Raw genomic sequence first — 18,167 nt, forward strand, 5'->3', positions numbered from 1 at the left:
GGAGGCGGGTTCTTTGTTGCCCGGGACAATGGTCGATGCCCGGTCAGTGGTTGGAAAACCTGGGCGCCCCGATCAATTGACCCATGGCCCCGAATATCCCCAACTCACTGATGACCTCCAGTTCCCCACGCGTCTCGACCATTTCCGCAATCAGCGGCAAATCTATGCTGTGGGTCGCGCGAAAGATCGCGTCGATGAACAGCCGTTTGTCAGGCTGCTCGTCGATGTTGCGAATGTAGGCTCCATCGATTTTCAGGTACGCCAAGCCCAATTGGGTCAGGTTGCCGATCTGGCTGAAGCGCCCTCCAAAGTGTTGCAGGCCGACTCGATAACCGGTCTTGAGCAATGTGCTGCAAAGGTTCTGCAGCACTTCGGGGGATGGCAACTGGCGCTCGTCGATTTCCAGGGTCAACAGCGGCGCCAGTTCGGGAAGGGATTCGAGCAGGTCGAGAATTGTTCGCCATTGCACCGGGTCGCGCAGGGTGCTCCCGGACAGGCTCAATGCCAAGGGGCTGCGGTTGACCACCAGCTCGTCCAGCGTGGCTTCGAGCATCGCCAGGTCGAACCGTCCCGACCAGCCGAGACGCTCGATCCACGGCAGGAAATGCCCTGCGGCAATCGCTTCGCCCTGCGGGTCGAGCAGGCGTGCGAGTACTTTGTGATGCAGCATCTGGCGGGTGTCGGCGCATTGCACGACGGGCTGAAAGTACAGCAGCACTTTGCCATGGGTCAGGGCGTCGTCGATCCAGGTGCGCCAGTCGTGCTGGGAGTGATTGGGTGCGGTGTCACGATGGCTCAAATGAACCCAGGGGCGTTCGGGATGCTGCCGGGACTCCGTCAGCGCCTGATCAAGGCGCAGGAGAACGGTGCTGATCGGCTCACCGGGGCGGTAGGCGACAACGCCCAGATGGGCGACCGGCATGCAATCGCTGGCGCCGGTCAGGCGCAGGTTCTCCAGGCTGACGCTGACATCGGCGGCCAGGCGCGCGGCACTTTCAGCATCCAGACCCGGTGTCAGCAGGCTGAATTCGCCGCCACGGTTGCGCGCCGCCAGCCAGGTTCGACGCTCCGGCAATTGAGTCAGGCGCTTGAGCAATTCGCCGACGGCAGTGATCAGCGCATCAGTCCGTTGGCCACCCAGGCGCTGGTTGAGGCCGTTCAGGTCGTTGATTCGCAACATCAGCAAATGGCCGTCACGGCTCTGTTCGCACACGCGTAAATGGTCGGCCAGTTGCTCGTCGAGCAGGCGTCGGTTGGCCAGGCCGGTGAGGCTGTCCAGATAGGATTCGGCCCGCAGTTTTTCGCTGCGTGCAGCCTCCTCGACGAACAGCGCCTTGAGCTTCTCGACCATCTGGTTCATCGCCAGCACGACCCGTTTCAATTCCGGTGTGCGCGGCAGTTTCGGCAGACTGAGAAACTCGCGTTTGCTGATGGCCTCGGCTTGTCGGACCATGCTGTCGAGTGGGCGAAATTGCCGGCGCAGCATCCATCCTCCAATCACGGCGCTGAACAGCCCGCACAGTAGCAGCCAGATCAGGCTGCCAAGGGTGCTTTCCCAGAGCTTGGCCAGGGCGAATTGCGGATTGCTCAGCACTTCGACCCGTGCCAGTTGTTCCCAGCCGCGCATGATCAGGGCATCGCCGCCTTCCGGGCGCAGGTCGACCAGGTTGACGAACCAGTCAGGTACACCGCCGATTTTTGTCGGTGCGGAGCGTTGCACCAGGGTTTGCTGATCCTTGAGCCTGATGACGCGGATGCTGCTGAAATAGCCGCTGTCGAAAATCGAACTGACCATCAGTTCCATCATTGCCGGGTCATCGACCTGTGCCGTCAGCGACAGCCCCAGCGCGGTGGCCGCGTCCTGGGCGTGGGCGCGCAGTTGGCTGAGCGTTTGTTCGCGGGAGCTTTCCAGGCTGGCAAAAAAACTGCCGCTGAACGCCACCAGCAGGAACAGGCAGATTGCCAGGAACAACTGTTTACGCAGTGTCATGCTTCGCTCCTTGCCAAGGCGGTTAGCCGTCGCCGATGTCGAACCCTTCGGCCTGCATCTTTTTCAACACGTCCTGCCAGCGCGACAGCTTTTTCGAGTCGCTGCTGCGCTGGCCGCCGTTTTTGCCCGGCAGGTACAGGCCTTCGGCATTGAAGGCGTACACCGGCAGCAAGTCTTTGCGTTGGGAGGCGGGGCGGATATCGCCGATCAGGTTGTCCAGCACCAGTGGTTCGCTCGTGGGGGTGCTGTAGAACGTCAACACCATGTGCGCCTGGTTCTGGCTCAAGGCCTTGACGTAGGTGATGCGCAGTTTTTCGCTGGGAATACCAAGCCGGCGCAGGCTGAAATACTTCGCCAGAGCATAGTCCTCGCAATCGGCGGCGCCCTTGATCAGGGCTTCGACGGGCGTGGCCCAGTAATCGGTCTGTTGCCAGATGCGCGTGTCGTCCTGGAAGTTCAGCTGTTGATCGAAGAAGCGGTTCACCGCGTTGAGCTGCTCGCGTTCGGGGGCGCCGCGTGCACTTTGCAGCATTTGACTCCAGGCCTCGATCCGAGCTCGCGCCGGTCCAAGGGGGCCGTAGCGTTTTTCAACGGTTTGCAGGATCTGCGCAAAATCCCAGTCGGCCCGGACCCCGTTGCATACAGTCAGTACCAAACCAGCCAGCAGCAACCAGCCGCCGAGCCGAAGTCGGAGCGTTGGCCATCCTGGACTACGCAGACTGCGGGCCATGTCTGGCTGCTCGAGTGTAGGTTTGTGAAGTTTAGGTGGAGTTTTGGGCGCGGTAGGTCAGGTCGTCGGCCGAAGGACGCTCGCTGAGTTTTTTGTGGCGAGGGGGCTTGTCGGAACGCCGCACCGCCCCGTTCGGTGGCGAAGCCGCCGTGAACCGGTGAGCGCGATCTATCTGGTGATCTGCGGTGAATGGCTTTAGGGCTGCTGCGCAACCCAACGGGGGCAAGCCCCCTCGCCACAATGGTCGCGGGAGACTTCAGGATTTGCGCAGGGTTTTCTGCTTGAGGATGTAAATCGTCACCAGCACCGCGCTAGTCAGCATGAAACACCGTGCCCAGTACAGCGGTACCAGGTAGCAGGAGAACAGGATACTCGGCCACATCAGGCCAATGGCGTAGACCTTGCCCTTGAGCGGAATGCCGTTGCCGTTGAGGTAATCGCGAATCCACGGGCCAAGCCGTGGATGCTCGACTAGCCATTGATAAAAGCGCGGCGAACTGCGGGCGAAGCAGGCGGCCGCCAGCAGCAGGAAAGGGGTGGTGGGCAATACCGGCAGGAAAATCCCGATCACCCCCAGCGCCACGCTTAGCCAGCCGATGGCCAGCAGCACGTAGCGCAACATCAGGGGGCGGTTGCCTATGGGGTTGTCCATAGGCAGAACCTTAGTGGTGGCGGGGCTTGAGAATCGCCGGTTTTTCGTCTGGCGCGTTGCACAGCAGGTACAGCGCGGTCAGGGCCTCCGGGATCTGTACGATCATGTCGTCCATCAGGTTGGCATCTTTGGCGATGTCTTCGAACTCCGGCTGCTCGTCGAACAGGCCCGAACCGACCATGATCGGCAGCAGCATTTCGCTGACTTCGTCTTCGGCGCTTTCGAACCAGGCCGCTTCGCGCAGGAATACGCCTTCCATGAAGCCGATGCACCAGCCGCGCAGGTCGGAATCGTCCGGCTCGTCGCCCAGGTCCAGGTCGCATGGCAGTTCGAATTCTTCATCGGAGGCCAGCTGGCGAGCGATGTGGGCCTTGAGGCCGATCAGGGTGGCTTCGATCTCTTCGCGCTGGGCTTCGCTGCTGTAATGCGGCTCCTCGGCGAAAAGTGCATCGATCCACTCACGATCAGGAACGACTTCGGAACAGATCGACAGCGCGGTGAGGTAGCCGTGGGCGGCCACGTAGTCCAGCGCCTCGTCATGCAGTTCATCAGCGTCGAGGAAGACTTGCAGGCGGGTTAGTTGCTCAGCGAAGGACATTAAAGGACTACCTTGGGGAATGTTCGATGCGGGAATTCTAGGCCTTCTTGAGCACTTGGGCCAGCCGCACGGCATATTTGCCCGTTTGTGGGAGCTGCTCCCCTTGCAGTTCGGTCAAGCGCTACCCCTGTGGGAGCGAGCTTGCTCGCGATAGCGGTGGTTCAGGCGAAATCAATGTTGACTGTGATGGCCTCATCGCGAGCAAGCTCGCTCCCACAGTTTTTATGTACATCGGGTTTGTCGGTGTCTTCTCAGCGGTGCCCTTTGCCGGACGGGGCTCGGGTATACTCGCGCGTTTTGTGATGCCCTGCTGGCGTCACGGCTGAAATGTGAAGCGTCATGCAATGCGCACTTACGATTTATCGGTGCAGCGTCGCGGGTTCTGAACCAGCCTTGCAGGGATGTTTCGGTGATTTTTGGAGTTTTTATGCTCGAACAGGCTCAACGCGTCCTCAAGGACATCTTCGGCTACGACAGTTTCCGTGGCCGCCAGGGTGCAATCATTGAGCGCGTGGCCAGCGGCGGCGATGCCCTGGTCCTGATGCCTACCGGCGGCGGCAAGTCCCTGTGCTTCCAGGTTCCGGCGCTGTTGCGCGAAGGCCTGGCCGTGGTGGTCTCGCCGCTGATCGCACTGATGGACGATCAAGTCGCTACCCTCGAAGAACTGGGCGTGGCCGCCGCCGCGTTGAACTCCACCCTCAGTGCCGAGCAGCAACGCGACCTCGCCGCCCGTATCCGCCGCGGTGAAGTGAAAATGCTCTATCTGGCGCCGGAACGCCTGGTCCAGCCGCGTATGTTGTCCTTCCTGCAGGGCCTGGACATCTCTCTGTTCGCCATCGACGAAGCGCACTGCGTGTCGCAATGGGGCCACGATTTCCGCCCGGAATACCTGCAACTGGGCCAGTTGGCGGAAATGTTCCCCGACGTGCCGCGCATCGCCCTGACCGCCACGGCCGACAAGCGCACCCGGGAAGAAATCGTCACCCGGCTGCACCTGCAAGACGCCGAGCGCTTCCTGTCGAGCTTCGACCGGCCGAACATCTTTTATCGCATCGTGCCCAAGGAACAGCCGCGCAAGCAGTTGCTGGCGTTCCTCGCCGAGCGCCGTAGCGATGCGGGCATCGTGTATTGCCTGTCGCGCAAGAAAGTCGAGGAAGTCGCCGCGTTCCTCAGCGAGCAAGGCTTCCCGGCGTTGCCGTACCACGCCGGGCTACCCAATGATCTGCGGGCCTACCATCAGAAGCGCTTCCTCAATGAGGAAGGCCTGATCATGGTCGCGACGGTGGCGTTCGGCATGGGCATCGACAAGCCCAACGTGCGTTTTGTCGCGCACCTCGATTTGCCGAAATCCCTAGAGGCCTATTACCAGGAAACCGGTCGTGGTGGCCGTGACGGTCTGCCGGCGGATGCCTGGATGGCCTACGGCCTGCAAGACGTGGTGATGCTCAAGCAGATGCTGCAGAACTCCGAAGGCGACGAACGCCACAAGCGTCTGGAGCAGCACAAGCTCGACGCCATGCTCTCGCTCTGTGAAGAAACCCGCTGCCGTCGGCAAACGCTGCTGGCCTACTTCGACGAAGACATGCCCGAGCCCTGCGGTCATTGCGATAACTGCGTCGACGGCGTGCAGACCTGGGATGCCACCGAGCCTGCGCGTCAGGCGCTGTCGGCGATCTACCGCACCGGTCAGCGCTACGGCGTCGGGCACCTGGTGGATGTATTGCTGGGCAAGGACAACGAGAAGGTCCGCAGCTTCGGCCATCAGCACCTGTCGGTGTATGGTGTTGGCAAGACGATGGCGGAGGGCGAATGGCGCTCGTTGTTCCGCCAACTGGTGGCCCGTGGTCTGGCGGACATCGACCTCGAGGGCTACGGTGGCCTGCGCCTGAGCGACAGCTGCCGGCCGCTGCTCAAGGGTGAAGTGACCCTGGAACTGCGCCGCGATCTCAAGGCGCAAACCGTGGCGAAAAGCAGCAAGAGCCAGGCGAGCCAGCTGGTCCGTGGCGAGGAGCGCGAACAATGGGAAGCCTTGCGCGCCCTGCGTCGCAAGCTCGCCGAAGAACATGGCGTGCCGCCGTATGTCATCTTCCCCGACTCGACCTTGCTGGAGATGCTGCGCAGCCAGCCGACCTCGCTGGCGGAAATGGCCACGGTCAGCGGCGTCGGCGCGCGCAAGCTGGAGCGTTACGGCGAGGCCTTCCTCGAAGTGCTCGGCGGCCAGGTCGAAGCGCCGAAACCGGTGGCCGACGTACGTCACGAACTGATCACGCTGGCGCGGGCCGGGATGACGCCGGTGCAGATCGCCGGTCAATTGCAGTGCTCGGAAAAGAACGTCTACACCATGCTGGCCGAAGCGATCGGCAAGCAGCAGTTGTCGTTGGAGCAGGCGCTGGATCTGCCTGAAGACCTGATGGGTGAAGTCCAGGACGCCTTCCTCGACGGCGAAGGCGAGTTGCCGCCGGTTTCCGAGATCGCCGCGCTGTTCGCGGGCCGGGTGCCGGAAGGGGTGTTGTACTGCGTTCGCGCTGCCTTGCAGTCGGAGTTCGAGATTTGAGACATCCGTAGTGCTGATGTAACGATTCACTACAGATCAAGCCTTGCCTCAAGTCGAGGCTCATGCTTAGCTGACTAATAATTAGTTTTTATTTATTTCAGTCTAATCATGAGTGTTTTATGCCGTTAACCGATCAACACCGCTTTGGCATGCAATTGGCCCAGATGTCCCGTGGCTGGCGTGCCGAACTGGACCGCCGACTGGCGGGCATGGGCTTGTCCCAGGCACGCTGGCTGGTGCTGCTGCACCTGGCCCGTTTCGAAGAAGCACCGACCCAGCGTGAGCTGGCACAAAGCGTCGGCGTCGAAGGTCCGACCCTGGCCCGTTTACTCGACAGCCTGGAAAGCCAGGGCCTGGTGCAACGCCAGGCAGTGCTGGAAGACCGTCGGGCGAAGAAAATCGTGCTCTGCGCGCCAGCGCGTCCCCTGATCGAACAAATTGAAACCATTGCCACGCAACTGCGTCACGAACTGTTCGAAGGCGTCGATGAGGCGGATTTGAAGGTGTGCATGCGGGTTCACGGGCACATCCTGGGCAACCTTGAAAAGTCTTGAGGCATAACCGAACGCCAGGTTTTTGAGAGACCGCATTGGACAGACTATAAGAACTACTCGGCAATATCGTGTTCGTAACGGATGTACGAACCCGTGCGGATGGTTTCTGTAGATCTCAAGGATGCTCATGCTCAAGTGTTGGCGATTGGTTTTACGCGGTGGTTCTCTGTGGTTGCTGGCCGGGGCCGCGGTCACTTATTCGGCATGGGCGGCTGCGCTGGGCCTGGGTGAAATCACCCTGCATTCGGCGCTGAATCAACCGCTGCGTGCCGATATCGCACTGGTGGATGCTGCTGGCGTGGAGGAAAACCAGCTGTCGGTGAGCCTGGCAACGGCAGACGAGTTCAGCCGTGCCGGGGTCGACCGGGCGTTTTTTCTCAGCAACCTGAAGTTCACCCCGGTGTTGCGCGGTAATCGCAGCGTGATCGAGGTGACCTCCAACAAACCGGTGAGTGAGCCGTTCCTGAATTTCCTCGTGCAGCTCAATCAGCCTAATGGGCGATTGCTGCGTGAGTACACGTTACTGATCGATCCGCCGGGTGCGCCTGGGGTAGTTCCCGCCGCTGATGAAGCGGCATCCGGTTCCCCGGCGTCCGCATTCCCTCGTGTGAAACCGGTCGTGGCGCCGTCACCCGTGGCCAGGACGACGCCAGAAACGGACGTCGCAGTGGTTGATCCCGCTGTCGAACAACTGGCCGCCAGCGCCCTGCAAAACCACCAGTTGCAAACCACTGTCGATGAGCTCAACGCGAAGCTTCAAGACCAGGATGAGCTGATCGCCGGCCAGAAAAAACATTTGGCCGAACTGCAAACCCAACTCGCGGAGCTCAAGAAGGTAAAGGCCCAACCGGTTGCTTCCGACGTGGCGACGCCAGCCCCCGTTATTGCTGAAAACCCCGGGATTGGCTGGCTGCCGATTGCCGGTTTGTCGGCGCTGATAGCGTTGCTGGCGCTGGGCTGGTTTGTTCGCCGCCAGCAGCATCAAGCCACAGCGTCAGAGGCGCTGCCGTCGCAGCATGAACCGCTGGCTGAGCTCTTTACCGAGCCAGTGATGTGGCCCTCCGTCATGCAACCATCCACTGGGCATCGCGACGGGGTGCCGGCCAACGACGAGCTTGAACGGGTCGATAGCCATCATTCCGTCCCGGTTGCTGTTGCCATGGCGGTGGTTCCGGGTTTGGCGATATCCGGCGAATCCGCTACTGACGATGAGTACCGGCTCAACCTGGAGGAGCTGTCCATGGCGTCGAGTTGGGACGTGATCAGTCTGACCGAGAACCCGCAGCCGGCGGCTCTGGCCATGATCGAGCCTGAGTTCGAGTTGGAGATGCAACCCGTTGCGCCGTCTCGACAGCCTCCGGTCGGGCTATCATAGCGGCGTCGTCAAACTCTGGAGTCAGGTCCCATCATGGCCGTCAGCAAACCGGAAATCATCATCACCTACTGCACGCAATGCCAATGGCTGTTGCGTGCGGCCTGGCTGGCCCAGGAACTGCTCAGCACCTTTGGTGATGACCTGGGCAAAGTCTCCCTGGTGCCAGGCACCGGTGGGGTCTTTCATATCTACTGTGGCGCTGTGCAGATCTGGGAGCGCAAGGCGGACGGTGGCTTCCCCGAGGCCAAAGTGCTCAAGCAGCGGGTCCGCGACCAGATCGACCCGGACCGCGACCTGGGGCACAACGACCGCACTCAGTGAGACGCGGCCTCGGCTGCAACGGCTTTCTTGCTTGTGCCACTTGAGAACCGGCTGGAGACCACAATCGCCACAATGATCAGCGCACCCCCCAGCAACATGCGCAGGGTCGGGTTTTCGTTGAACAGCAGCCAGGCGACGGTGATGCCGTAGACCGGCTCCAGGGCGAACACCACGGCGGCAGTGCGTGCCTTGATCACCGCGAGGCTGGCGACGAACAGGCTGTGGGCGACACCGGTACAGAACACACCGAGCAGGCCGATCCACAGCCAGTCGATGGCGCGCACTTCGCTCAATTGAGGCGCCGCCACCGGCAGCAGGCACAGGGCAACCACCACGTTCTGGCACAGCGCCGCCTGTACCGGCGGAACTCGCCCGGAGCTGGCACGGTTGGTCAGTGACAGCAGGGCGAACAGCAATCCGGAACCCACGGCCCACAGCAGGCCGGTGGTGGCGCCGCTGGCGAGGTCAAAATCGGGCGTGACCAGCACCAGGCCGACACTCACCAGCAGCACCAGCACGATCTCATTGGCGCGGATGCGCTCGCGGAAGATCAACCCTTCGAGGATCACGGTAAAGGCCGGGAAACTGGCGAAACCGAGCGTCGCAATCGCCACGCCTGCGACTTTCACCGCAATGAAGAAGCTCACCCAGTGTCCGGCCAGCAACAAGCCGCTGAGCAACAGGCGACGCCAGTCCATGGCCTCGAGTTTCTGCCAGCGCGTCTGGCTGGCGAACCGTGCAAAAAACGCCAGCGCGAGTACGGCGAAAGCGGCACGGCCGAAAACGATGATCGCCGGGGACGCAGCGGCCAGTTTGCCGAACACACCGGTCAGGCCGAACATCAATGCGCCTATATGCAAGGCGCCAAGGGCGGTACGGGGAGTCATTGCAATCCTTAACGACAAACGAACAGAGGCCTCATTGAAGCGCGTAATGGCCCATCAAGTCTGTCGGCAAACTCGCGTTATTTGTCGCCAGCCTCGCGCCGCAGTTTTCCGGGGGATGTCCCGAACTCGCGCAGCACCGCCGCCGCAAAGGCACTCTGGGAGCTGTAGCCGACGCGGCTGGCAATCTCGCCGATGGGCAACGCCGAATTGCGCAGCAAGCCCACCGCGATGTGCAGGCGTCGGCTGCGGATGTAGTCCATCGGCGTCTGCCCGCATTCGGCCACGAACCGCGCATGCAAACGGGCACTGGAAAGGCCGGCGACCCGGGCCAGGTCGGCCACTTGCAACGGGTACGCCGCGTACTGATCGATGTGTGCGTTCAGCGCCGCATAGGGCAGGCGCCGACCGCCGACGGCCTCGGGCCTGGCGTTGTTGAGACTGGCCAGCAAAAGCACCGCGCCTTGTTGAGCGATCAGCGGATCATCGACCGGACTGTTCGCCAGCCAACTGACCAATTGGCTTTGCCCGGCGTCCAGAGGCAGGCGCCCGGCGTTGTCGAGCAGGCGTCGGCTGGAGTCGGCGTGATCGCCCAACGACTGGGCAACCCATTGTTCGCTGGGGACATCCAGCACCAGGCAACGGCTGCCATTGGTGCTGCCACACGCGTGATGCGCTCCGGAGGGCACCACCACGAAACTCTGCTGGACCACCTGGCTGCCACGGCCGTCGACCTCGAAATCCAGGGCGCCCGAGAGCCCGAACACCAGTTGCGCGTGTTCGTGGCTATGGACGATCAGGTCGTGGCTGTATTGGCGAAGCGTGAGGATCGGTCTCATCGCGGGTCTCCCGGTTCAGGGCGTCAGTCTACACCGAGCGGGCCAACAAGCGCTGTCACAGGACTGACTTGACGCTGTCATGGACCATTAACCGGGCCGGGGCAGACTTGGCAAAACTTGTCAGAGGGTTGCCCATGACCAGCGCCGAGCTCGCCAAACCCACCCGTAAGCAACGCGTACGGACTTTATGGATTTCCGACGTGCATTTGGGCACCCGGGATTGCCAGGCTGAACACCTGTCGCAGTTTCTCAAGAGCTACCACGCAGACAAGATCTACCTGGTCGGCGACATCATCGACGGCTGGAAACTGCGCGGCGGCATGTACTGGCCGCAAGCGCACACCAACGTCATCCGCCGCCTGTTGACCATGAGCAAGCGTGGCACCGAGGTGATCTACGTCACCGGCAACCACGACGAATTCCTGCGCCGCTATTCGAAGCTGATCCTGGGCAACATCCAGTTGGTCGACGAAGCCGTGCACGTCACCGCCGACGGCCGGCACCTGCTGGTGATACACGGCGACCAGTTCGATGTGATCACCCGTTACCATCGCTGGCTGGCGTTTCTCGGTGACTCGGCCTACGAATTCACCCTGACCCTCAACCGCTGGCTCAATCATTGGCGCGCGCGATATGGCTACGGCTACTGGTCGCTGTCGGCCTACCTCAAGCACAAGGTGAAAACCGCGGTCAGCTTCATCAGCGACTTCGAAGAAGCCATCGCCCATGAATGCGTCAAGCGCGAGCTGCACGGAGTGGTGTGCGGGCACATTCACCATGCCGAGATTCGCAAGGTCGGCGAGGTGGACTACCTCAATTGCGGCGACTGGGTGGAATCGTGCACCGCGCTGATCGAGCACTGGGATGGCTCGATCGAGTTGTATCGCCTGGCGGATGCCCAGGCGCGCGAGGCACAGATGAAGGCGGGCAGGGTTGCGGAGTTGGCCTGATAATCATTCGGTGTTTGTACTGGCCTCTTCGCGGGCAAGCCCGCTCCCACAGGGTTAACTGGCGGTCACAAGTGCTGCGTTCACCTTCGCCCATTGTGGGAGCGGGCTTGCCCGCGAATGGAGCGCGAAGCGGTCCCGCTGGATCTGTCAGGCTGGCGAATGTTCTTCCATCGCCGCCTTGTAGATCGAATTCCTGGGGTGCGCAAACAGGCGCTCCATCATCGGCTCGAAAAAGCTCAACGGCAGCGTCTCGTACGCCGGATCAAACGCCGCCGCATCGTATTTGGCGCAGAACTCGACGGTCGCCTGGTACTGCGGATGGTCCTTGAATTGCTCGCGCAAGTGCCGATCCATACCCAAGTGATGGAAGAAGTAGTAGCCCTGGAAAATCCCGTGCTTTTCCACCATCCACAAGTTCTCGGTGCTGACGAACGGCTTGAGGATCGCCGCCGCGATGTCCGGGTGATTGTAGGTGCCCAGGGTGTCGCCGATATCGTGGAGCAGGGCGCAGACCACGTACTCCTCGTCGCGACCATCGCGCCAGGCGCGGGTGGCGGTTTGCAGGGAGTGGGTCAGGCGATCCACCGGGAAGCCGCCAAAATCCCCCTCCAGCAACTTCAGGTGCGCCACGATCCTTGTCGGCAATTGTCGCGCATAGGCACTGAAGTCCGCGGCGATGATCGCCCAGTCTTCCTGTGTGCCGTCCTTCATGTGGGTGAAGCGGGCATTGGCATTCATCGGTAACTCTCTTGTGACGCAAGTCAGCTAGAACGGAACGCGCCCCAGGACCATGTCCCGGTACATGACAAAATCGCCGAGCAGGCTATAGAAGGGGTGTTGGAACGTTGCCGGGCGGTTCTTCTCGAAGAAGAAATGCCCTACCCAGGCAAAGCTGTAGCCTGCCAGCGGCAGGGTCCACAACAGAATCCATGCTCCGCGACCAATGGTCAGCGTCAGAATCAAGATAACCAGGGTCGTGCCGATAAAGTGTAAACGGCGGCAGGTACTGTTGCTGTGCTCACTGAGGTAGTAAGGATAGAACTCAGCGAAGCTGTTGAATCGTTTGACGTTTTCCACGACAGCGATCTCTGTGGTTATTGTTCTTGCTGCAAGTTGTTCTGCGGGTAGCTTATTTGAGTCTAGAGTGATCAATGGCATCAGCCACTGACAATAGGCGCCACTTTAGTATCCTTCGGTCAATAGCCGTAGCATGCGGCCACCATGTAAGAAAACGCCATGAGCGAACGAACGACTTCTGCAAGCTGGGCGATGGGGATTGTCAAAGCGCTGGAGATGGACGGCCTGGATTGCCGGGCTCTGTTCAAGCAGTTGGGGCTCGACTACGCGGCACTGGATGATCCGGACGCACGCTTCCCCCAGGATTCCATGACCCGGTTGTGGCAACGGGCGGTCGAGCTATCCGGCAACCCGGCCATCGGCCTGAACATGGGCAAGGTGCTGCGACCGGCGCAGTTTCATGTGGCCGGTTACGCCTTGATGTCCAGCCGGACCCTGGCCGAAGGCTTTCAGCGTCTGGTGCGCTATCAGCGGATCATCGCCGAAAGTGCCGACCTGAGTTTCCAGCTACTGGAAGAAGGCTACGGGCTGATTCTGACGGTGCATGGCGATCATCTGCCGCCGACCCGGCAAAGCGCCGAAGCTTCAATGGCCTGTGCCTTGGCGCTGTGTGGCTGGTTGACCGGGCGTACGTTGCAACCGCGCAAAGTGTTGTTGCAAGGTACCGAGCCGGTCAATCTGGAACCCTATAAACAAGCTTTCCATGCACCGCTGGTGTTCAACGCGCCTTACGATGCGCTGATTTTCGAACCCGCCGATATGGAAGCGCCGCTGCCGACGGCCAACGAGGCCATGGCGTTGCTGCATGACCGCTTTGCCGGCGAGTACCTGGCGCGTTTTTCCGAAAGCCGGGTGACCCACAAGGCGCGGCAGGTGTTGTGCCGCCTGTTGCCCCAAGGCGAACCCAAGCGCGATACCGTGGCGCAGACGCTGCATCTGTCCCAGCGCACCTTGCAGCGGCGCTTGCAGGAAGAGGGTACGAGTTTTCAGGCGCTGCTGGACGATACCCGGCGCGAACTGGCCGAACAGTACCTGGCACGACCGAACATGACCTTGCTGGAAATTGCCTACTTGCTGGGGTTTGCCGATCCGAGCAACTTCTTCCGTGCTTTCCGGCGCTGGTTCGATGCCACACCCGGCGAGTACCGGATGCGGCTGATGCAAGCACCTGATGCGGTCAATGACGCCAAAATGCCGGAATACACAGCACAAACACCGTAATGATCTCCAGTCGGCCCAACAGCATGCCGAACGAGAGAATCCACTTGGCGGCATCCGGCAGGGTGGCGAAGTTGCCCGCCGGGCCGATGGTTTCGCCGAGCCCCGGGCCGACGCCGGACACGGTACTGGCCGCGCCGGTGAGGGCGGTCATCCAGTCCACGCCGAGCAGCGACAGCAGCAGCGCGATCACACAGATGGTGATTGCAAAGAAGAACGAAAAGGTAAGGATCGACCGCACGATTTCTTCGTCGAGGCGGTGACCGTTGTACTTCTGCTTGATCACCGCCCGCGGGTGAATCAGCTGGTTAAGGTTGGCCTTGAGCAGGATATAGGCCACCTGGAAGCGGAAAATCTTGATCCCGCCCGCGGTCGAGCCGGAACAACCGCCGATAAACCCCAGGTAGAAAAACAGCATCAGCGAGAAATTGCCCCAGAGGCTGTAGTCCCCCAGCGCGAAACCGGTCGTCGTCACCACCGATGTCACGTTCAGCGCCACATGCCGCAACGCTTCCAGCCAATGCAGCTGGGTAGTCCACCAATACCAGGTGCCGAGCACCAGCCAGGTCACCAGCAGCATGCCGAGCAGGCCTTGAACCTGTTCGTCCTTGATCAGCGCCCGACGGTTTCCACGCAACGTGGCCACATACAGGGTGAACGGCAGGGCACCGAGAATCATGATGACGATCGCTACCCAATGCACCGCCGGTTGCGGCCACTTGGCCAAAGACTGGTCGGAGGTCGAGAAGCCGCCGGTGGAAATGGCCGACATCGCATGGTTGATGGCGTCGAACGGGCTCATCCCGGCCCACCAGAACGCCAGGCTGCCGACAATGGTAATGCCGACGTAGGCCGCCACGATCAGCCGCGCGACCATGTGTGAGCGGGGCATGACCTTTTCCGAGCGGTCCGACGATTCGGTCTGGAACAGCCGCATGCCGCCGATGCGCAACAGCGGCAGGATCGCCACCGCCATGCCGATGAAGCCGATGCCGCCGATCCAGTGCAGCAACGAGCGCCACATCAGGATGCCGGGGGACATGTTGTCCAGGCCGTTGAGCACGGTTGCGCCAGTGGCGGTGATGCCGGACATGCTTTCGAAGAATGAATCGGTGTAGCTGATGTGCTGGGTCAGCAGGAATGGCAGCGCGGCGAAGATGCACACCACCAGCCAACTGCTGACGGTCAGCAGGTACATGTCCCGGGGGCGCAGGTGAACATGTTCGGGGCGCCCTGGAATCACCAGCGCCAAACCGGCGACAAAGGTGATCATGCTGGCCCAGAGGAACGATGGCAGATCGCTGGTGCGCTCGAAAATGACCAGTGTGGCCATGGGCACGACCATGGAGATCGCCAGCGTGATCAGGAAGATGCCGATGATGAAACCAATGATCCGTAAGGTCGGCAACGCCATGAGGTCCGCTCGGCTGATAGTGGAAAGGGCGCCATTCTACCTGCGGGGCAGGGCATGTAAACCGGCACTGCTGCGACAGTTACAGCTAGAATAGCCGCACAAATTTTTCAGGAGGTGGCCGATGCAGGCTCTCGACGCTTTGCTCAACCGTGTTTCCGTTCCACGACTGATTGACCCTGCACCCACTGCCGAGCAGCGCGAGGTGCTGTTTGGCGCCGCCATGCGCGCCCCGGATCACGGTCACTTGCAGCCTTGGCGTTTCCTGACGGTGGAAGGCGCGGCACGTGAGCAGATGGGCGAGTTGCTGGCCGAGGCGGCGAAACTGCAAGACAGCGAAGTCGGCGAAGCGGCCATCGACAAGGCGCGCAATAATCCACTGCGTGCACCACTGGTGGTGGTGGTGATTGCGCGGTTGCAGGATCACGTCAAATATCCGAAGTCCGAGCAATTGCTGGCGGCAGGCTGTGCGGCCCACGGGATTTTGCTGGCGGCGTATGCGCAGGGCATTGGTGCGGTGTGGCGTACCGGTGACCTGGCCTACTCGCCGCATGTGGCTAAGGGTTTGGGCCTGGCGGAAGGGGAAGAGGTGATTGCTTTCCTGTATCTGGGCACACCGCAGAAAGAACCGCGCGTGGCCGAGAAAGTTGACCTGGCCGAGTTCGTCAGCGCCTGGCCGGGCAAAGTCTGACACCGCAAAACCTGTGGGAGCGAGCTTGCTCGCGATAGCGGCCGGTCAGTCAATTTGATTGTTGAGAGTGCCGCCGTCATCGCGAGCAAGCTCACTCCCACAGTAGATCCAGGTAGCTCACATCAAAGGGTGTCCGTTTCAGGGCTGTACGACAGCCCCCGGCACCAACGGCAATTCCAGGCTGGCAATGAACCCGCCTTCCGGGTGATTGGCCAGCACCAGGCTGCCGCCATGTCGCTCCGCCGCGCGCCGGGCGATAGCCAGGCCCAGGCCGTGTCCGGCCGCAGTCTGCCCCGGCGCCCGATAGAATGGCTCACCGAGCTGACTCATGTATTCGGCACTGACACCGGGCCCATGATCGCGCACAGTCACGACGATCCGCTCACCCTGACGCAGCGCCTGCATTTCGATCGGTAGGCCACCCACCGGATTGAAACGCTGTGCATTGCGCAGCAGATTGTCGACGGCCCGTTCGATCATGGTCGGCCAGCCCTTCAGATTCAGTTGCGATTCGGCTTCGAGGTGGACCAGTTGCTCGGGTGAACCGAGTTGCGCATCCTTTTGCAGGGTATAGAGCAAGGCGTTCAGGTCCACCTCTTCCGCACTGGCGTTATCGGAGTCGACCCGCGCCAGTACCAGGATTTCGCTGATCAGCGCTTCCAGTCGGTCGCACTCGCGAGTCAGGCGCGGCCACAGCTGTTCCCGTTCTTGCGGGGTGGCCCGTTCGGCCAGTGCCAGCGCGATACGCAGGCGGGCGAGGGGCGAGCGCAGTTCATGGGACACATCCCGCAGCAGTTGCCGCTGACTGCCAATCAGGCTTTGCAGGCGCGCGCCCATGCGGTTGAAGTCGTTGGCCAGGACGCCGAACTCATCGCGACGGTTGGCCAGCTTGACCAGGCTGTTCTGTTGATACGTGGTTTGTCCCAGGTCATGCACCGCGCCGCGCAGACGGCTGAGCGGGCGAGTGATGGAGAAGGTCACCAGCAGGCTGAACAGGGTCAGCACCACCAGGGCGATCCCCAGCGCACTGAGCGGCCAGAGCAGGCTCTCGCGGTGCCAAGCGTCCAGTTCCGGGTGCGCAATGCGGTAGATGAACAGGTAGGTGTCACCGGTTTTTTCGCTGGTGAACTCATCGGTCAGACGCCGCCACGGCAGGCGCCGGTCCTCATTGTTCTGGCGCGCTTCAAAGGCCGCCGCACGTTTGGGGAAAGTGCCGCGCACCAGCGGATCGCCGCTTTCGTTAAGCACCTGAACGTCGATGTGATACTGGCGTTTGCGTTGCTGGAGAATGTCCTGGGCGGCGTCTTCACCCTGGCTTTCGTAGGTTTGCGTCCACTCTTCGGCCAGCGTGTTGAGGCCCGGGTGGCGGCTGAGAATCCATGCGTCCTGGTTGAGCATGTGCCCGAGCAGGATGGAAAGCCCTGCAACCAGGGCGATGGCCAGCCAGAAGCTGGCCAGGATACGCCAGAACAATGAACGCACAGGAAATCCTCAAACGATCACAAATCCATGTGGGAGCGAGCTTGCTCGCGATGGCGGTCTTTCAGTCACGTTGATGTTGAACGTGCTGACGCTATCGCGAGCAAGCTCGCTCCCACAGTGAATTGTGTGGTGTCAGACCCAACGGTGCTCAGCCGTCGGGTCCGTGGTCAGCGCATTATTGCGCCTTTTGCGGTTGTTGCGCTTTCCAGGCCTTGAACTCGGCCCACTCGGCGCGACGTTCAGCCTGTTTTTTCTGGATCTCGTCGAATTTCTTCTGTTGATCCGGTTTCAGCAAGGCGCGCACATCCGCTTCCGCTTTCTTGTGGTTAGCGGCCATCTCGTCCTTCATGGCTTTCTGGTCGGCTGGCGAGAGTTTCTCCAGGTACTTATCGACCAGTTGCTTACGCTCGTGCATCTGCTCGCCCATGATCTTGCGGATCTGCTCGCGCTGTTCGCGGCTCAGGTCCAGTTCACTGTACGGGCCTTTGCCGTGCATGCCGTGCATCTGACCGCCGTGGCGCGAGCCGTCCATCGACCCACCCATGGGGCCCGTGCCTTCAGGCATGGCCATGGCAACGGTCGGCAGGGCAGCAGCGAACATCAGAGCGATAAGAGTCTTGCGCATGGTGTATCTCCTTGTCTCGTTCCCGGTACGTTCCGGATGAGTACAGATTACGCAGTTCAAGGTCAGCGGCGGTCAGCGGTACGTAAAGCTTGGGTAAAGATGATTTTGCGCCGACCTGACAAAACGTCCAGGTGCCTGACTGTAGGAGCGAGCTCGCTCGCGATGGAGTTGAACGATTACGCGTGCTGTCTGGAAAAGCGCGTTGACTGTGAGACC

Annotated in this window: 18 protein-coding genes; 7 read left to right on the top strand and 11 right to left on the bottom strand. The window is 61.2% G+C overall.

The annotated features are described in order from the left end of the window. Window positions 1–43: 43 nt before the first annotated feature. The 4 genes from lapD to AC1RS8_RS20660 form a co-directional block, all read right to left on the bottom strand. On the bottom strand, window positions 44–1,990 hold the full coding sequence (gene lapD, locus AC1RS8_RS20645) for a cyclic di-GMP receptor LapD (protein WP_489339986.1): 1,947 nt from the start codon (window positions 1,988–1,990) through the stop codon (window positions 44–46). Window positions 1,991–2,012: 22 nt separating this feature from the next. Next, window positions 2,013–2,720 (bottom strand): cysteine protease LapG, encoded by a 708-nt coding sequence (gene lapG / locus AC1RS8_RS20650; RefSeq protein WP_489339987.1) that lies wholly within the window; start codon window positions 2,718–2,720, stop codon window positions 2,013–2,015. Between the two features lie 256 nt (window positions 2,721–2,976). Beyond that, complete coding sequence (locus AC1RS8_RS20655) at window positions 2,977–3,372, bottom strand: YbaN family protein (protein ID WP_057715950.1); 396 nt, start codon at window positions 3,370–3,372, stop codon at window positions 2,977–2,979. A gap of 10 nt (window positions 3,373–3,382) precedes the next feature. After that, window positions 3,383–3,970, bottom strand: a complete 588-nt coding sequence (locus tag AC1RS8_RS20660) for a UPF0149 family protein (protein ID WP_057715949.1) — start codon at window positions 3,968–3,970, stop codon at window positions 3,383–3,385. Window positions 3,971–4,397: 427 nt separating this feature from the next. Between AC1RS8_RS20660 and recQ the strand changes: the two genes are divergently transcribed. The 4 genes from recQ to AC1RS8_RS20680 all read left to right on the top strand — a co-directional run bounded on the left by recQ (window position 4,398) and on the right by AC1RS8_RS20680 (window position 8,774). Continuing rightward, window positions 4,398–6,524: a DNA helicase RecQ gene (gene recQ, locus AC1RS8_RS20665; protein WP_057715948.1), complete on the top strand. Its 2,127-nt coding sequence runs from the start codon at window positions 4,398–4,400 to the stop codon at window positions 6,522–6,524. A gap of 119 nt (window positions 6,525–6,643) precedes the next feature. Then, a complete protein-coding gene (locus AC1RS8_RS20670) occupies window positions 6,644–7,078 on the top strand; it encodes a MarR family transcriptional regulator (RefSeq protein ID WP_007984163.1) in 435 nt (144 codons plus the stop codon). A 127-nt stretch (window positions 7,079–7,205) separates the two neighbouring features. Continuing rightward, window positions 7,206–8,453: a type IV pilus assembly protein FimV gene (locus AC1RS8_RS20675; RefSeq protein ID WP_489339988.1), complete on the top strand. Its 1,248-nt coding sequence runs from the start codon at window positions 7,206–7,208 to the stop codon at window positions 8,451–8,453. A gap of 33 nt (window positions 8,454–8,486) precedes the next feature. Further along, window positions 8,487–8,774 (top strand): Rdx family protein, encoded by a 288-nt coding sequence (locus AC1RS8_RS20680; RefSeq protein WP_489339989.1) that lies wholly within the window; start codon window positions 8,487–8,489, stop codon window positions 8,772–8,774. On the opposite strand, the gene AC1RS8_RS20685 is transcribed toward AC1RS8_RS20680, so the two are convergent. Next, complete coding sequence (locus tag AC1RS8_RS20685; RefSeq protein ID WP_150813390.1) at window positions 8,768–9,661, bottom strand: DMT family transporter; 894 nt, start codon at window positions 9,659–9,661, stop codon at window positions 8,768–8,770. The two genes, AC1RS8_RS20680 and AC1RS8_RS20685, sit on opposite strands and share 7 nt — an antisense overlap. A 77-nt stretch (window positions 9,662–9,738) precedes the next feature. Next, a complete protein-coding gene (locus tag AC1RS8_RS20690) occupies window positions 9,739–10,497 on the bottom strand; it encodes a helix-turn-helix transcriptional regulator (protein WP_489339990.1) in 759 nt (252 codons plus the stop codon). A 134-nt stretch (window positions 10,498–10,631) separates the two neighbouring features. Here AC1RS8_RS20690 and AC1RS8_RS20695 point away from each other — a divergent pair, with 134 nt between their 5' ends. Continuing rightward, complete coding sequence (locus AC1RS8_RS20695; protein WP_057715943.1) at window positions 10,632–11,447, top strand: UDP-2,3-diacylglucosamine diphosphatase; 816 nt, start codon at window positions 10,632–10,634, stop codon at window positions 11,445–11,447. 147 nt (window positions 11,448–11,594) lie between these two features. On the opposite strand, the gene AC1RS8_RS20700 is transcribed toward AC1RS8_RS20695, so the two are convergent. Further along, the gene (locus AC1RS8_RS20700) at window positions 11,595–12,185 is read right to left on the bottom strand and encodes an HD domain-containing protein (RefSeq protein ID WP_489339991.1); all 591 of its coding nucleotides are present in this window, start codon (window positions 12,183–12,185) and stop codon (window positions 11,595–11,597) included. 27 nt (window positions 12,186–12,212) lie between these two features. After that, window positions 12,213–12,524, bottom strand: coding sequence for an Mpo1-like protein (locus tag AC1RS8_RS20705; protein ID WP_218497011.1), 312 nt, complete (start codon window positions 12,522–12,524; stop codon window positions 12,213–12,215). 159 nt (window positions 12,525–12,683) lie between these two features. Between AC1RS8_RS20705 and AC1RS8_RS20710 the strand changes: the two genes are divergently transcribed. Then, complete coding sequence (locus tag AC1RS8_RS20710) at window positions 12,684–13,745, top strand: AraC family transcriptional regulator (RefSeq protein WP_079246791.1); 1,062 nt, start codon at window positions 12,684–12,686, stop codon at window positions 13,743–13,745. Here the strand turns inward: AC1RS8_RS20710 and AC1RS8_RS20715 are convergent. After that, window positions 13,702–15,156, bottom strand: coding sequence for a TrkH family potassium uptake protein (locus tag AC1RS8_RS20715; RefSeq protein WP_057715939.1), 1,455 nt, complete (start codon window positions 15,154–15,156; stop codon window positions 13,702–13,704). The genes AC1RS8_RS20710 and AC1RS8_RS20715 overlap by 44 nt on opposite strands. Window positions 15,157–15,277: 121 nt before the next feature. On the opposite strand from AC1RS8_RS20715, the gene AC1RS8_RS20720 reads away from it, so the two are divergent. Beyond that, window positions 15,278–15,844, top strand: a complete 567-nt coding sequence (locus AC1RS8_RS20720; RefSeq protein ID WP_090453776.1) for an NAD(P)H nitroreductase — start codon at window positions 15,278–15,280, stop codon at window positions 15,842–15,844. A 138-nt stretch (window positions 15,845–15,982) separates the two neighbouring features. Here AC1RS8_RS20720 and AC1RS8_RS20725 read toward each other — a convergent pair whose 3' ends face one another. Both AC1RS8_RS20725 and AC1RS8_RS20730 read right to left on the bottom strand, forming a co-directional pair. After that, window positions 15,983–17,326, bottom strand: coding sequence for a sensor histidine kinase (locus tag AC1RS8_RS20725; RefSeq protein WP_218497013.1), 1,344 nt, complete (start codon window positions 17,324–17,326; stop codon window positions 15,983–15,985). Window positions 17,327–17,501: 175 nt separating this feature from the next. Then, window positions 17,502–17,951: a Spy/CpxP family protein refolding chaperone gene (locus tag AC1RS8_RS20730; protein ID WP_090453778.1), complete on the bottom strand. Its 450-nt coding sequence runs from the start codon at window positions 17,949–17,951 to the stop codon at window positions 17,502–17,504. Between the last annotated feature and the right edge of the window lie 216 nt (window positions 17,952–18,167).

Source organism: Pseudomonas sp. GW821-FHT12A04 (assembly GCF_058807755.1).